The organism is Sandarakinorhabdus sp., from assembly GCF_041689835.1.
Lineage (GTDB): Bacteria > Pseudomonadota > Alphaproteobacteria > Sphingomonadales > Sphingomonadaceae > Sandarakinorhabdus.
In genome coordinates, this window is the sequence record NZ_JBDNFM010000008.1 from 1 (window position 1) to 13,548 (window position 13,548).

Sequence of the window (13,548 nt, forward strand, 5' to 3'; positions counted from 1 at the left end):
GACGGCGCGCCTGATACGTCGCTGCTCGCTGCGCTGAAAACCGGGCAAAGTCTGGTCAGCCGCGATGGCAAACATTGGCGGTGGGACGGGCTGATCGATTCAGGTGGCCGCACCGATGCCGCCGCCGCCCGCCTGCGTGCCCGCCGCCGCGCCGCCGAACTGGAGGCCGAGCGCGGCGCTGCTGCTGCCGCCGCGCAGGCCGCGACCACTCAGTTGCGCGAAGCCGAGGTTGCGGCCGCCGCTGCCGCTTCCGCCGAACGCACCGCCCGCTTGGCCCGCGATGCCGCTGCCCGCCTGCTCACGGACGCGCGCGGACGGCTGGCGCAAGCCGAAACTGCTGCCGCCCGTGCCGCTGGCGAGGAATCCAGCCTGCAAACGGCGGCGGCACAGGCCGAAGCCGACCGCGCGCGCCTGGCCGCCGAAGCCGAAACCGCCCGCGCCGCCGTTCCCGCTCCGGATGCGCTGTCTGCACTCTCCGCCGCGCTGGCGGCTGCCCGCACCGGCAATGAAACCGCGCGCGCCGCGTTGGCGACCGCACAGGCTGCCGATGAAGCCGCCACGCGCGATGTCGAGGCCGGAAAGCGCCGCCGCGCTGCCATCGCGCAGGAGCAGTCTGATTGGCAACGCCGCACCGATGCCAGCGCCGGCCAGCGCGACGAACTCGCCCGTCGCCGCAAAACCGCTGAGGATGATCGTGGCGGCCTTGCGGCTCGTGCCCGCGCGATCACCGGTGATCTGGCTGGCCTGGCTTCGACCACACAAGCTGCCGATACCGCCCGCGCTGCCGCTGCCGATCGGTTGGCGCAGGCCGAATCCGGGTTGAACGCCGTTTCCGCCAGCGCCCGCGCGGCCGACGCCGATGTGAGCGAGGCGCGCGAACTGCGCGCCACCGCCCGCGCCGAGGCCGAGCATCAGGATGCGGCGCGGCTTGAGCTGGAACGCCTGTGCGGTGAACGGTTCCAGTGCCCGCCGCCGCTGCTGCCCGGCCGTTTCGGGTTTGGCGTCGAACAGGGTGATCCGGGCAGCCTTGCTGCATTGCTGGACACGCTCACCGCCGAGCGTGACCGGCTTGGCCCGGTCAATCTGCGCGCCGATATTGAATTGAAGGAATTGGAGGAACAGGCCGCGCTCACCGCAGCGGAAAAGGCCGAGCTTGATACTGCCATTGCTCGCCTGCGCGGCTCCATCGGCAGCCTCAATCGCGAAGGCCGCCAGCGCCTGCAGGCGGCGTTCAAGGCGGTGGATGCGCATTTCCGCACGCTGTTCAGCGATTTGTTTGGCGGCGGGGAGGCGCAGTTGGCGCTGACCGAATCCGATGATCCACTTGAGGCCGGGTTGGAAATCATGGCGCAGCCGCCGGGCAAGAAATTGCAATCGCTCACGCTGCTGTCGGGCGGCGAACAGGCGCTCACGGCCACCGCGCTGATTTTTGCGCTGTTTTTGGCCAATCCGGCTCCGATCTGTGTGCTGGACGAAGTTGATGCGCCGCTGGACGATGCCAACGTGGAGCGTTTCTGCGACCTGCTCGACCGCATGGCCGCGCAAACAGCCACGCGTTTCCTGATCGTCACCCACAATGCCGTTTCGATGAGCCGCATGCACCGTCTGTTTGGCGTGACGATGGCCGAGCCGGGCGTGAGCCAGCTGGTGAGCGTCGACTTGCAGACCGCCGAGCGGCTGGTTGCGATGACATGAGGGTTGGGGCGCGAGCCCGCCGCCGCGCTGGCAGTTGCGCCAAGGTTGCACTGCACAATGGTTGACACCTGCAGCGCCCGCCTTTAGGACGCGCGCCATGCCTTGCCAGCCTTTGCTGGTGAGGCCGTCTGCCATATCCGGCGGGCGGACGACTACAGGGGTTCACGCTTTGGCCGAACATCCCGCCGACGAGGATAGCCTCGCGCGCCGCATCGCTGCGGCCCGGGCCGCCGAACCGAGCCGGAAGGATGGCGCAAAGCAAGGCGAGAACGCCGGTTGGCAGGCGGCATCCGAATTCATCGGCGCCATGCTCGCCGGCGGGTTCATCGGCTGGTTTATCGACCAGCAGTTTGCAACCGGGCCCTGGGGTCTGATCGTGATGTTGTTGCTGGGGTTTGCGACTGGTCTCACCCAGTCGCTGCGCCGGCAAAAGAAGTTGGACCAGCAAGGGCTGGACCAGCGTGAACCAGACGAGGATTGAGCGGCCGTGGCCAACCCGATGGAGCAATTCAAGATCGAAACCATCGCTCCGCTGAGCGTGGGGGGCTTTGATCTGTCGTTCACCAACAGCTCGCTGTGGATGCTGATTTCGCTGATCACCATTGCGGCTTTCCTGTTCATCGGCACCGCGCGTCCGCAGCTGATACCTGGCCGCATGCAGGCCTCGGTTGAACTTCTCTATGATTTCATTCGCGACATGATGCGCGAGAACGTTGGCAAGGATGGCCTGCGTTATGCGCCGCTGATCTTTGCGCTGTTCATCTTCGTGTTGTCGTGCAACCTGATCGGCATGGTGCCGTTTGTGCACAGCTTCACGCCAACGAGCCACATCGCCGTCACCTTCGGGCTTGCGATGATCGTCTTCATTCTGGTGGTGATTGTCGGCTTTGCCCGCCACGGCCTGCATTTCTTCTCGTTGTTCCTCCCCGAAGGCACGCCGCTGTTCGTAGCGCCGCTGGTCGCGCTGATCGAGTTTCTGTCGTTCCTGTCGCGCCCCTTCACGCTTGCCATCCGGTTGTTCGCCAACATGACCGCCGGCCACGTGCTGATGAAGGTGTTTGGCGGTTTCGTCGTGTCGCTGGGCGCGGTCAACATCGGGCTTGGCATCATCCCGCTGGGTGTCAACGTCGCGCTCACCGCGCTTGAACTGCTGATCGCCGTTGTGCAGGCCTATGTATTTGCGCTGCTAGCCAGCATCTATCTCAACGACGCCGTCAATCTTCACTAATCCACTTAACTGCTTGAAAACGTAAAGGACGAACAATGGAAACAGTCGCAGCTTACAAGTTTATCGGTGCTGGCCTGGCCGCCATGGGTGCCGGCTTCGCAGCCATCGGCGTCGGCCTCATCTTCGGGATGTTCCTGCAGGGCGCGCTGCGCAATCCGGCCGCTGCCGACAAGCTTGGCGCCCGCCTGATTTTCGGATTCGCCGTGACCGAAGCTCTGGGCCTGATCGCCGCCGTCGTCGCGCTCGCGCTCGCCTTCGGCTGATGCCTTTGTCGGTGCCCGGCAACCCTGCCGGGCACCGCATCAACTCCAGCTTGGCGGGAATGATCCGTGCCGCAGTTTGATCCTGCCAATTTCGTATCGCAATTGTTCTGGTTCGGCGTGATCTTCATGCTGCTCTATTTCTTTGTGGTGCGGCCGACTTTGCCCAAGGTGGGCAAGGTGATCGACGCGCGTGAAGCGCAGGTCGCCGGTGATCTGGACCGGGCCGAAGCGGCCACGGGCGCAGCCAATACCCTGCGCGGCGATCATGAAACCGCCATGAAGACCGCACGTGACGCTGCCCAGACGTCGGTTGCCCAGGCCCGCGAGGCCGCGGCCAAGACCGCCGATGTGCAATTGAAGGCGCTGGGCGTCCGGCTTGACGCTGATGCCGACGCCGCCGCCGCCTCGCTGGACCTGGCGCTGGGCAGTGCCCGTGCCGGCCTGCAATCCACCGTTGCCGAATTGACCAGCGAAGCAATCGCCAAGCTGACCGGCATCGAAATCACCCCTGCCGACGTGTCGGCGGCGCTGACGCTGCGCTGAGGAACGACCATGGCTGAAGAACAGGCCCACACCGCCGCCAATGGCGCCGCTCACATCGAGCCCACACTGCTTGGCCTTGATGCCGAGGGCTGGGTTTATACCGGCGTCGCCATTTTCATCGTGTTGGCCATTGTGGTCGGCAAGGTGCCGGCCCTGATCGCCAAGGCGCTGGACGATCGTATCGCCGGCGTGAAGAAGCAACTTGACGAAGCTGCCTCGCTGCGCGCTGAAGCCGAAGTGTTGTTGAGCGATGCCCAGGCGACCAAGGCCGCCGCCGTTGCGGACGCCGCCGCCATCCGCGCCCGGGCGCAAATCGAAGCCGCCGATCTGGTTAAGGCGAGCGAAGTTGCCGCCAGCGAAGCCATCGCCCGCCGCACCGCCGCTGCAACCAGCCGCATCGCTGCCGCCGAGCGCACCGCCACTGCCGAATTGAAAGCCGAAGTTGCAGCTCAGGTTACAAAGGCCGCCGCTGCGATCATCGCCGCCCGCGCCGACCACGACCTGAAATCCCGGATGACCGACGAAGCCATTGCCGGCCTTGATCGCCGCCTGCACTGAGCAGGGCCGCCCGCCCGGCATCCATTGCAGGTTCATCGGCTGGCTGATATGCAACTGAATATGAGGCTGAAATCGAGACTTGATCGACGAATGTGACACTGCGCCCGCTGGGGTGCGGTGCCCATTTGCGTTGTCGTCCCGTTTGTCAGTCGAAAGTCGTTTTGCCCGTGATCACCATCGTTCCGCTGAGTTCTCAGCACCAGCTTGCCGTTGAAACCCTGCTTGATGATCGTTTCGGCCCGGCACGCCGAAACCGCACGGCTTATCGTCTGCGTGAACGCGCCGTGCTGCTGCCCGATTGCAGCTTCGTTGCCATGGATGGTGATGCGCTGGTGGGCAGCCTGCAATGCTGGCCGATCCGTCTGAAGAGCGTGGGCGGTGCGAGGCTGCCGCTAATCCTGCTGGGGCCGGTGGCGGTGGCCGCCGAGCGTGAAGGCCAGGCCATTGGTTCGGCGCTGATGCGCGCCAGCCTCGCGGTGATCGACGCCGCCGAAAGCCCGCCCGTGCTGCTGATCGGCGACGCGCCGTATTATGGCCGCTTCGGCTTTTCAGCGGCTGCGACCCGGCATTGGGAGTTGCCCGGCCCGATCAACCATGATCGGCTGCTGCTGCGTGGGCCTACCACCGGCCTGCCGCGCATTGCCTGGGTGGAACCCGGCAGCATCAACACGCCGCGTGCTGCCAAGGTTGCTTGAAGCCCCGGTTCGCCCAATAAGGCGAATGTGAGCCCTGAACCTTCCAGCGAATCGCCGGCCGATCGTTTTGCCGAATTGCTTGCCCTGTCGCGGGCCGGCAAGCGTTTGCCTGTGGAGCAATGGCACCCCGGCCATTGCGGCCACAGCGACATGCGCATCGCTGCCGATGGCACCTGGTTCCATGCCGGCAGCCCTATCGGCCGGCGCGAACTGGTGAAGCTGTTTTCGTCCATCCTGCGCCGCGAGCCCGATGGCAGCCATGTGCTGGTAACGCCGGCGGAAAAGCTCGACATCGATGTGGAAGATGCGCCGTTCGTTGCGGTCGAAGCCGATTGTGAAGGCGAGGGCCAGGCGCGCCGCATCCTGTTCCGCCTCAATACCGATGATGTGATCGCCTGCGGCCCGGATCATCGGCTGGATGTGCGGGTGGCAGCCGATGGCACGCCGCGCCCCTATCTGCACGTGCGCGGCGGCTTGATGGCGCTGGTCAACCGGCCGAGTTTTTATGCGCTGGCCGATCTGGCGCTGGCCGAAGGCGCGCAGCCGCCCGGCCTGTGGAGCGGCGGCGCGTTTTTCCCGTTCATGCAGGGCAGTGACGATGCCGCTTGACCGGGTGCGCAGCTTGCTCAGCGGGCCATTTACGCCGCAACCGCACGGCGACTGGGATCTGGACCGTGCTGGCCCGCCGCCGGCTGACGGGCTGATGCCGGCATCTGTGCTGCTGGCAATTTCCGATGAGGCCTCACCGCAACTGCTGTTCACCCGCCGCACCGCCCACCTCAAGCGCCACCCCGGGCAGGTCGCCTTTCCCGGTGGACGCCAGGATGCCGAAGACCTTGATGCCATTGCCGCCGCCCTGCGCGAGGCGGAGGAGGAGGTTGCCCTGCCGCGCCATGCCGTGGAGGTGCTGGGCACGCTTGATCCGTATCGCACCGGCACCGGTTATCTGGTGACGCCGGTTGTGGGCGTGGTGGCGCCCGGCCTGACACTGCGCGCTCACCCGGATGAGGTTGACGAGCTGTTTCATGTGCCGCTGGCTCACGTGCTCGATCCGGTCAATCATTTGCGCCAATCTGGCCAGTGGCAAGGCCAGACCCGGTATTATTGGGCAATCCGCCACGATACCCAGTATATCTGGGGCGCCACTGCCGGCATGATCGTTGCCCTGTCACGCCGGCTGGAGAAGTTGGCGTGAACCTGCCTGAATTCCTCCCGGCGCAGGCTTGGGCCAATACTCAGGCGGGGCAGGCGTTGCTCGGTGCGCTTGACGTTGCGGCTGGCGAAACCCGGCTGGTCGGCGGCGCGGTGCGCGATGCGTTGTTGGGGCTGGACGGCGCTGATATCGACCTGGCCACGCGCTTTGCGCCGGATGTGGTGATGAAGCGGGTGCGGGCTGCCGGCTTGAAGGCCGTGCCCACCGGCATTGCCCACGGCACGGTGACGGTGGTGGGAGAGGGGATTGTGGCGGAGGTGACGACCCTGCGCCGCGATGTGCAAAGCTTTGGCCGCCGCGCGCAAGTCGCCTTCACCGACGATTGGCGCGAGGATGCGGCGCGGCGCGATTTCACGGTGAATGCGCTTTATGCCGATCTGCCCGGCGGCGGCCTGCATGATTATTGGGGCGGGTTGGCCGATCTGGCGGCAGGCAAGGTGCGCTTTATCGGCGATCCGTTGCAGCGCATTGCCGAAGATCATCTGCGCATCCTGCGGTTCTTCCGCTTTTCGGCGCGTTTTGCGGCAGTGGTGGATGGTGACGGGCTGGCGGCCTGCACAGCGCGCGCTAACGATCTGATGGCGTTGTCGCGCGAACGCATCGCCATGGAATTGCGGCTGCTGCTGTGCTTGCCCGATCCGGCGGCGACACTGGAGCTGATGATCGGTGCCGGTATCTTCCGCCCGGTGCTGCCGGAACTCGATGCAGCGCGCCTGCCGGTGCTGACGCGGGCGATTGCGGCGGAGGTGCAAGCCGGGATTGCGCCGGCGTGGGAACGGCGGCTGGCGGCGCTGCTGCCGGCGGACGAGACGCGCACCGCGGCTGATATCGCGGCGCGGCTGAAACTGTCCAACGTTCAGCGCATTCGGCTGGTGGCAGCGGTGCAGCCGGCCGGGCCACATCCGCAGTGGGACGCGGCCTACCGCGACGGTGCACAAGCCGTGGTGGACCGGCTGCTGATCGCCGGCAATGCGGCGGCGGCTGCGCCGCTGATCGGCTGGCAGAGGCCGCGCCCGCCAGCGTCGGGCAAGGATATCATTGCGCGCGGCGTGGCGCCGGGGCCAGAGGTGGCGAAACGGCTGGGCGTGTTTGAACGGGCGTGGGTGGCGGCGGGGTTTCCGCAAGATGCCGGCACGGTCGCGGCGCTGCTCGATGCGGCGGCTCAGTCACCGTCCTGAGCCGGCGGCCGGCCGCGCCTGGGTGCCGGCGTTACCGCCACTTTCACGCCGCGCCGGCTGAGCGCTTCGCGCAGCAGCACTTCGATCTGGGCATTCAGACTGCGGAAATCGCCCGCTGCGGCCCGTTCCAGCGCCGTGTGGAGCGCTGGATCGAGCCGCAGGGGAAAGGCTTTTTTTGCCGCCATTCGCGTGTCAATAAAGGCTGCCCGCGTTGACGATGGGCTGGGCCTCGCGCTCCCCGCACAGCACCACCATCAAGTTCGAAACCATGGCGGCCTTGCGCTCGTCATCCAGTTCGACAACGCCCTTTTCGCTCAGTTGCGCCAGCGCCATTTCGACCATGCCGACAGCGCCCGCCACCAGCGTTTCGCGTGCGGCGACCACGGCGGCGGCCTGCTGGCGGCGCAGCATGGCACCGGCGATTTCGGGCGCATAGGCGAGGTGGGTGAAGCCGCATTCATCCACCGTGATGCCAGCCACTGCCAGCCGATTGATCAATTCGGCGCGCAGTTCGCCCGACACGCGGTCGTGATCGCCGCGCAAGGTGACCTCCTTGTGCTCGAAATCATCATAGGGGTACCGCGCGCCGATGGTGCGCATCGCCACTTCGACCTGGGCCGCGACAAAGCCGCGATAATCATCGACGTCGAACAACGCCTGCGCGGTATCGGTGACGCGCCAGACCAGCTGCGCCGCGATCTCCACCGGGTTGCCGCGCAGATCGTTGACCTTAATTTGCTGCGAAATCAGATTGTTGGCGCGCAAGGATATTTTCGCCTTGGCCATCCACGGCAAGGTCCAGCGCAGACCATTGACCCTGTCGCTGCCGCGATAGGCGCCGAACAGCGTCACCGCTGCGGCTTCGTTGGGTTGGAGGCTGTAGAAACCGGACGCCGCAAATGTGAGCGTGAGCGACAGCGCGATGACGCCGAGCAGCGCAGCAGGCCCCGCACCTTTGACCAGCGCCAACAAGGCCATGCCCAGCGCGAGGATGTTGACGAGCAGCAGGAACAGCACGGCAATGCCATTGGCACCAACGCCGCCAGTTTCGCGGCTGGGCTGGCGCAGCAAATCGGTTGACGCGGTCACGGGGTGGCTCCTTGCAGTAAAAGCGATATCATAATTATATCGCACTGCGCCGGGCTCGCAAGCGAAATCAGTCGTCGCCGCCGTCGCCGCCGTCCGCAGCATCATCGGTGCTGCCATCGTCGGCAACGTCCCAGCCGCCGCTGGCACCGCCGCCGCCAAAACTGCCGCCTCCGGGTTCAAACGGCGCATCGTCTGTTGGGGTGATTTCGTCGCGGCGGTGGCGGCCGGGCGGTTCATCCGCCCACGGTTCGATCATCGGATCGAGGAAGGGATCAATCATTGGATCGGGTGGGGGCTGCCGGTGCGGCAGCAGGGCGCGCGGAGATGCCGGGCTGGCGGCGCGGCCAGCGGCGCCGATCAGGAGCAGCACGATCACCAGCGCGCCGATGATAAGCAGAGCCGTCATGGCTTCAGCGCCAAACGCCGATCAATCGCCGCCGCTGCTGCCAACTTCGCCGCCATCGCGCGCCTCGCGGGCATCGCTGCTGTCATCGACGGCAATCCGATCATCGCTGCGCTGTTCCAGCTTCTTGAAATTGTTGTTCCTGCGCGTGTCGCTCAGCATGATGAAGCCGACGACGCCAAGTGAGGCGATGATGAGGATGACAACCGCCATGGCGCATCAGGCCTGCGGCGGCGGTTGATCGCCGCCCTGATTACCGGGAAAATCATTGGCCTGTTCATTGGCGCGGTCCTCCGGGCGGCGGCGCCGGAACACGTTCGAAGGGTCCTTCGCCGCCAGATAAAAAAACCATGTGAACATGGCGACGTTGAGCACGGCGATGAGGATGATACCAATCATGTTGCCAGTCATACTCCGGCAGGCCAGCGCTGGCGAGACGTCAGCCTGTGAACTTGTTGTCGCGCGGGAAGCCGTTGGGCGGCATGCGGCCGCCGGTGGCGCGTGCGCCCTTCCAGAACGCCAGATCGGCCTCGGTGCGGGTGCGGCCCGATCCGCCGCCCATTGGCCAGCTCAATCCTTCGGCCATCACGAATGTGCGCACATCAGCCATGCCGCCATCCTTGTATTTCTGCAGCGCGACGCCCTGGCCCTTTTGCATCTGCGGCAGCTCGCCCAGCGGGAACACCAGCAGTTTGCGGTTTTCGCCGATCACCGCCACCATGTCGTCGGCCGCCGCGATCCAGCGCACCACCGCCAGCCGGACGCCTTCGCGCGGGTTCATCACCGCCTTGCCCTTGCGGGTTTCGGCGAGCAGTTCGGCGCTGTCGATCTGAAAACCGCGCCCGTCGCTGGCGGCAATCAGCAGGCGGCGAGCGGGCAGGTGGGTAAACAGGCTGACGATTTCGGTGCCTTCGGCCAGATCGATCATCAACCGCACCGGTTCGCCCAGCCCGCGCCCACCGGGCAGGCGATCGGGCGACAGCGTGTAAAACCGTCCGTCGCTCGCCGCCAGCACCAGCCGGTCGGTGGTGGAAGCGTGGAAGGCCCACGCCGGGCCGTCGCCTTCCTTGAATTTCAGCGCTTCGGTGCTGGCCAGATCGGCGTGGCCCTTCACGGCGCGAATCCAGCCCATTTCCGAACAGATGATGGTGATCGGCTCTTTTTCGATCATCGCTTCGATCGGCACGAATTTCACCTGCGGCGCGTCGGCAATGCTGGTGCGGCGGCGGCCGAGCACGGTAGCATGGCCATAAGCGACGCGTAGTGCGGCCAGATCAGTGGCCAGCCGTTCCGTCTGCTCGGCCTCGCTGTCGATCAGTCCGCGCAAGGCGCCGGCTTCGGCGGTCAGCGCCTTGTTTTCGCGGGCGATCTCGATCTCTTCCAACCGGCGCAAGCTGCGCAGCCGCATGTTGAGGATGGCTTCGGCCTGCACCGCCGTCAGGTCGAACGCTGCGATCAGATCGGCCTTGGCATCGTCGGCTTCGCGGATGATGCGGATCACTTCATCAAGGTTGAGAAACGCCTTGAGGAAGCCGCCCAGCACTTCGATCCGCGCATCGATGCGTGCCAGGCGATAGCGCGAACGCGCCACCAGTACTTCACGCTGGTGCACCAGCCACTTGGCAATCACCGGTTTCAAGCCCAGCACGCCGGGCCGGCCTTCATCGAGCACGTTCATGTTGAGCGGGATGCGCACCTCAAGATCGGTGAGCTTGAACAGCGTTTCCATCAGCACGTCGGCATCGACGTTGCGTGATTTGGGCGTGATGACGATGCGCAGCTGTTCGTCGCTTTCATCGGCGACGTCACCCAGGATCGGCAACTTTTTCTCGGTGATCAGTTCGGCCAGTTGCTCGATCAATTTGCCCTTGAGCACCTGATAGGGGATTTCACTGATGATGATCGTCCAGGTGCCGCGGCCTTGATCTTCCACGCTCCAGCGCGCGCGCAGGCGGAAACTGCCGCGCCCGGTGCGATAGGATTCAGCGATGCTGGCGCGCGGCTCCACCAGCACGCCGCCGGTGGGGAAATCCGGGCCGGTGACGAATTGCAGCAGTTCGGTTTCAGCTGCATCGGGCTGGCGCAGCAGGTGCAGCGCAGCGTCCACCACTTCGGCTGGATTGTGCGGCGGGATGCTTGTGGCCATGCCGACAGCGATGCCGGCGGCGCCGTTGACCAGCAGATTGGGGAACAGGCCGGGAAACACCTCCGGCTCTTCTTCCTCGCCATTGTACGTGGTGCGAAACGGAACGGATTCTTCGTCCAGCCCGTCCATCAGGCGCGTGGCGGCATCGGTCAGTCGCGCTTCGGTGTAGCGCATGGCGGCGGCATTATCGCCGTCGATGTTGCCGAAATTGCCCTGGCCATCCACCAGCGGCACTCGCAGCGCAAAATCCTGCGCCATCCGCACCATCGCGTCGTAAACCGATTGGTCGCCGTGCGGGTGATATTTGCCGATCACATCGCCGACCACGCGGGCGCATTTCTTGTAACCCTGATCGGGGTTGAGCTTCAGCAGCCGCATCGCCCACAGCAGCCGCCGGTGCACCGGCTTCAGCCCGTCGCGCAGATCGGGCAATGACCGTGCGGTGATCGTGGACAGCGCATAGACCAGATAACGTTCGCCCAGCGCGGCGCCGAACGGTGTTTCGATGATATTAATGTCTTTTTCTGGGGGTAGGCTGGCCATGGCGATGGGTTAGCGGCGGCAGGCTGTGCCCGCAAGCGCCCAGAATTTTTCAACGGGCCAGCAGGGTGACCAACCGTTCGCGTGCCGTCCAGCAGCGCTTTGCCGCCGCGCTGTCCCGCAGCACGTCGCGGGCCAGAAAATGCCCGCTGAGCGCGAGGCCGTCGGTAATCGCTGCTGCATCGGCCTCGCCGGTCCCGAGCAGGAAGCCAGGCAGCGGCAGCAACTTTGCCGCCCACGGCAGGCCGGCGCCGCGGCACACGGCTTGGCGCGATTTGGGCGAAATGTAGGCCAGATCGTGCACGGTGCCGGTGGCGGCGCAACTGGCCAGATCAAGCCCCAACCCAAGTTCGGCGAGCACCGCCAGTTCCAGCCGCACCAGCGCCGGGCCGACGTCCAGTGCCGCCGCGCCGGCCGCCGCGCCGCCGAGCAGCGCATCGAACAGCGGGAACAGGTGGGGCTGCGCCTCGCCTTCCGGCAGGGTGGCGGCGGCAAGGCTGGCAAGATAATCGACCAGTGCCAGCGCCGCCGGCCCGTGCATCAGCGCCAGGTTCGCCGCCAACGGATGCACGGTCGCAAACGCCAGCTGCTGAGGTGATTTGGACACCAGATCGAGCGCCACGCGGTTGCCAAGTTGTAGCACAGCACGCAGCTTGCGTCCGCGCCCGCCTTGAACATAGGCGGCGACAAGGCCTTGATCGGCCGACAGGAAACGGCCCACCACGGCATGTTCGCCGTGGGGGGAAAGTGCGACCACCAAGGCAGGCTCGATGCGGATCATGGCCAGCATCATAGCGAGATCGCGGCAAAAGCCACGGCAAGACGTGTTAACTATTATGATACACTTGATTAAGGTGAATTATGGAGTCATAAGGCTCATTGTGTTAATGGGTGGGCAATTGATATGAACAAGGCGCTTTTGGTTATGGCCGTCCCTGGCCTGATGGCGGCCCTGATGGCGGCGATGCCGGCGGCCGCAGTGGTGCCGCTGGTCAATTCGCCGATAACGGTCACGGCGGCCAATGTCGGGCAGTCGTTCACCTACACCTACAACGGCATCATCAATGAGCAGAACCAGAGCGGTCTGACCGCTGCGATCAAGTTCACCCTCAACAGCGTGTCGGGCAAGATCTGGAATTTCACGGCTGCCGTCGACAACACGCTGTCGACAGCGCCTGTGGGCGCGCGGGTTTCGAGCTTCGGTTTCAACGGGAACCCGAAAATCACGGGCGCGACAGCGATTTCCGGTCCGTTCACTGGCGCCGTAATCAACGCCGGCTTCCCGCAAATCGGCGGCCAGACCACGATCGATTTCTGCCTCACGTCCAACAATAATTGCCAAGGCGGCGGCGGCGGCGGCGTGGTCAACGGCGCCTTGGCCAATCAGCAGTTTGCGCTCAGCTTCGCCAACAACATCACGTCGGTGATCTTCAACAATTTCATCATCCGTTACCAGTCGATCAGCGGCAGCAGGTTCGGAAATTCCGGCATCGGCCTTGGTACCAACGACGGCGGCTTTGATCCGGGCGGCGATCCGGTGCCGGAACCGGCAAGCTGGGCAATGCTGATCGCCGGGTTTGGCCTGATTGGTGCCGCGGCGCGCCGCCAGCGGGCAGTCGCCGCTTAATCGACGAAATCAAGCCCGACCGAGCTGTACAGGCTGCGGTCGTCCCCCCAATCGGCGCGCACCTTGATGTGCAGGAACAGGTGGACCTTGCGGCCCATCAGGTCGCTGATGCCGGCGCGGGCTGCGGCGCCGATTTCCTTGATGCGGCTGCCGCCCTTGCCCAGCACGATGGCTTTCTGGGTGTCGCGTTCGATGATGATCTGCTGGTGGATAACAACGCTGCCATCGCGGCGTTCTTCCCATTTCTCGGTCTCGACCGTGGCGGCATAGGGCAGTTCGGCATGAAGCTGCAGATACAGCTGCTCGCGGGTCAGCTCGGCGGCCATCAGGCGCGTGGTGGCATCGCTCAACTGGTCTTCGGGATAATGCC

At 65.2% G+C, this 13,548-nt stretch carries 18 protein-coding genes and 1 pseudogene; 11 read left to right on the forward strand and 8 right to left on the reverse strand.

What is annotated here, in order from left to right:
- The 10 genes and pseudogenes from ACESL8_RS00215 to ACESL8_RS00260 form a co-directional block, all read left to right on the forward strand.
- Positions 1-1,695: pseudogene (locus ACESL8_RS00215) on the forward strand (chromosome segregation protein); the annotation flags it as partial.
- Between the two features lie 169 nt (positions 1,696-1,864).
- Positions 1,865-2,176, forward strand: a complete 312-nt coding sequence (locus tag ACESL8_RS00220; protein WP_372914673.1) for an AtpZ/AtpI family protein — start codon at positions 1,865-1,867, stop codon at positions 2,174-2,176.
- Positions 2,177-2,194: 18 nt separating this feature from the next.
- Positions 2,195-2,923 (forward strand): F0F1 ATP synthase subunit A, encoded by a 729-nt coding sequence (locus ACESL8_RS00225; RefSeq protein WP_372914708.1) that lies wholly within the window; start codon positions 2,195-2,197, stop codon positions 2,921-2,923.
- 35 nt (positions 2,924-2,958) lie between these two features.
- Positions 2,959-3,186 (forward strand): F0F1 ATP synthase subunit C, encoded by a 228-nt coding sequence (locus ACESL8_RS00230; protein WP_372914675.1) that lies wholly within the window; start codon positions 2,959-2,961, stop codon positions 3,184-3,186.
- 66 nt (positions 3,187-3,252) lie between these two features.
- Positions 3,253-3,729, forward strand: a complete 477-nt coding sequence (locus tag ACESL8_RS00235; protein ID WP_372914677.1) for a hypothetical protein — start codon at positions 3,253-3,255, stop codon at positions 3,727-3,729.
- Positions 3,730-3,738: 9 nt separating this feature from the next.
- Complete coding sequence (locus tag ACESL8_RS00240; RefSeq protein ID WP_372914679.1) at positions 3,739-4,287, forward strand: hypothetical protein; 549 nt, start codon at positions 3,739-3,741, stop codon at positions 4,285-4,287.
- Positions 4,288-4,454: 167 nt separating this feature from the next.
- Entirely contained in the window at positions 4,455-4,982 is a 528-nt protein-coding gene (locus ACESL8_RS00245) for a GNAT family N-acetyltransferase (RefSeq protein WP_372914681.1), read from the forward strand.
- A 27-nt stretch (positions 4,983-5,009) separates the two neighbouring features.
- Positions 5,010-5,591, forward strand: coding sequence for a DUF1285 domain-containing protein (locus ACESL8_RS00250; protein WP_372914684.1), 582 nt, complete (start codon positions 5,010-5,012; stop codon positions 5,589-5,591).
- A complete protein-coding gene (locus ACESL8_RS00255) occupies positions 5,581-6,177 on the forward strand; it encodes a CoA pyrophosphatase (protein WP_372914710.1) in 597 nt (198 codons plus the stop codon). The genes ACESL8_RS00250 and ACESL8_RS00255 overlap by 11 nt, the downstream gene beginning before the upstream one ends.
- Positions 6,174-7,373: a CCA tRNA nucleotidyltransferase gene (locus tag ACESL8_RS00260; protein WP_372914686.1), complete on the forward strand. Its 1,200-nt coding sequence runs from the start codon at positions 6,174-6,176 to the stop codon at positions 7,371-7,373. The genes ACESL8_RS00255 and ACESL8_RS00260 overlap by 4 nt, the downstream gene beginning before the upstream one ends.
- On the opposite strand, the gene ACESL8_RS00265 is transcribed toward ACESL8_RS00260, so the two are convergent.
- The 7 genes from ACESL8_RS00265 to recO all read right to left on the reverse strand — a co-directional run bounded on the left by ACESL8_RS00265 (position 7,358) and on the right by recO (position 12,344).
- Entirely contained in the window at positions 7,358-7,558 is a 201-nt protein-coding gene (locus ACESL8_RS00265) for a toxin-antitoxin system HicB family antitoxin (RefSeq protein WP_372914688.1), read from the reverse strand. The two genes, ACESL8_RS00260 and ACESL8_RS00265, sit on opposite strands and share 16 nt — an antisense overlap.
- A gap of 7 nt (positions 7,559-7,565) precedes the next feature.
- Positions 7,566-8,462 (reverse strand): SPFH domain-containing protein, encoded by an 897-nt coding sequence (locus ACESL8_RS00270; protein ID WP_372914690.1) that lies wholly within the window; start codon positions 8,460-8,462, stop codon positions 7,566-7,568.
- Between the two features lie 67 nt (positions 8,463-8,529).
- Positions 8,530-8,868 (reverse strand): hypothetical protein, encoded by a 339-nt coding sequence (locus ACESL8_RS00275; protein ID WP_372914692.1) that lies wholly within the window; start codon positions 8,866-8,868, stop codon positions 8,530-8,532.
- A 21-nt stretch (positions 8,869-8,889) separates the two neighbouring features.
- On the reverse strand, positions 8,890-9,078 hold the full coding sequence (locus tag ACESL8_RS00280; protein ID WP_372914694.1) for a hypothetical protein: 189 nt from the start codon (positions 9,076-9,078) through the stop codon (positions 8,890-8,892).
- A gap of 6 nt (positions 9,079-9,084) precedes the next feature.
- Positions 9,085-9,264 carry a hypothetical protein gene (locus ACESL8_RS00285; RefSeq protein ID WP_372914696.1) on the reverse strand — a complete coding sequence of 60 codons (180 nt, stop codon included), beginning with the start codon at positions 9,262-9,264 and terminating at the stop codon, positions 9,085-9,087.
- A gap of 40 nt (positions 9,265-9,304) precedes the next feature.
- Entirely contained in the window at positions 9,305-11,554 is a 2,250-nt protein-coding gene (gene parC / locus ACESL8_RS00290; protein WP_372914698.1) for a DNA topoisomerase IV subunit A, read from the reverse strand.
- Between the two features lie 49 nt (positions 11,555-11,603).
- A complete protein-coding gene (gene recO / locus ACESL8_RS00295) occupies positions 11,604-12,344 on the reverse strand; it encodes a DNA repair protein RecO (protein ID WP_372914700.1) in 741 nt (246 codons plus the stop codon).
- 111 nt (positions 12,345-12,455) lie between these two features.
- On the opposite strand from recO, the gene ACESL8_RS00300 reads away from it, so the two are divergent.
- On the forward strand, positions 12,456-13,178 hold the full coding sequence (locus ACESL8_RS00300) for a cistern family PEP-CTERM protein (protein ID WP_372914702.1): 723 nt from the start codon (positions 12,456-12,458) through the stop codon (positions 13,176-13,178).
- On the opposite strand, the gene ACESL8_RS00305 is transcribed toward ACESL8_RS00300, so the two are convergent.
- The coding region (locus ACESL8_RS00305; protein ID WP_372914705.1) for a KH domain-containing protein at positions 13,175-13,548 on the reverse strand (374 nt) is incomplete at its 5' end. The two genes, ACESL8_RS00300 and ACESL8_RS00305, sit on opposite strands and share 4 nt — an antisense overlap.

Bases quoted from the DNA above. Each gene is read 5' to 3' on its own strand.
- ACESL8_RS00225 (WP_372914708.1), top strand. From the start codon at position 2,195: ATGGAGCAATTCAAGATCGAAACCATCGCTCCGCTGAGCGTGGGGGGC.
- ACESL8_RS00230 (WP_372914675.1), top strand. From the start codon at position 2,959: ATGGAAACAGTCGCAGCTTACAAGTTTATCGGTGCTGGCCTGGCCGCC.
- ACESL8_RS00240 (WP_372914679.1), top strand. From the start codon at position 3,739: ATGGCTGAAGAACAGGCCCACACCGCCGCCAATGGCGCCGCTCACATC.
- ACESL8_RS00255 (WP_372914710.1), top strand. From the start codon at position 5,581: ATGCCGCTTGACCGGGTGCGCAGCTTGCTCAGCGGGCCATTTACGCCG.
- ACESL8_RS00265 (WP_372914688.1), bottom strand. From the start codon at position 7,558: ATGGCGGCAAAAAAAGCCTTTCCCCTGCGGCTCGATCCAGCGCTCCAC.
- ACESL8_RS00275 (WP_372914692.1), bottom strand. From the start codon at position 8,868: ATGACGGCTCTGCTTATCATCGGCGCGCTGGTGATCGTGCTGCTCCTG.
- ACESL8_RS00280 (WP_372914694.1), bottom strand. From the start codon at position 9,078: ATGGCGGTTGTCATCCTCATCATCGCCTCACTTGGCGTCGTCGGCTTC.
- ACESL8_RS00285 (WP_372914696.1), bottom strand. From the start codon at position 9,264: ATGATTGGTATCATCCTCATCGCCGTGCTCAACGTCGCCATGTTCACA.
- parC (WP_372914698.1), bottom strand. From the start codon at position 11,554: ATGGCCAGCCTACCCCCAGAAAAAGACATTAATATCATCGAAACACCG.
- recO (WP_372914700.1), bottom strand. From the start codon at position 12,344: ATGATGCTGGCCATGATCCGCATCGAGCCTGCCTTGGTGGTCGCACTT.
- ACESL8_RS00300 (WP_372914702.1), top strand. From the start codon at position 12,456: ATGAACAAGGCGCTTTTGGTTATGGCCGTCCCTGGCCTGATGGCGGCC.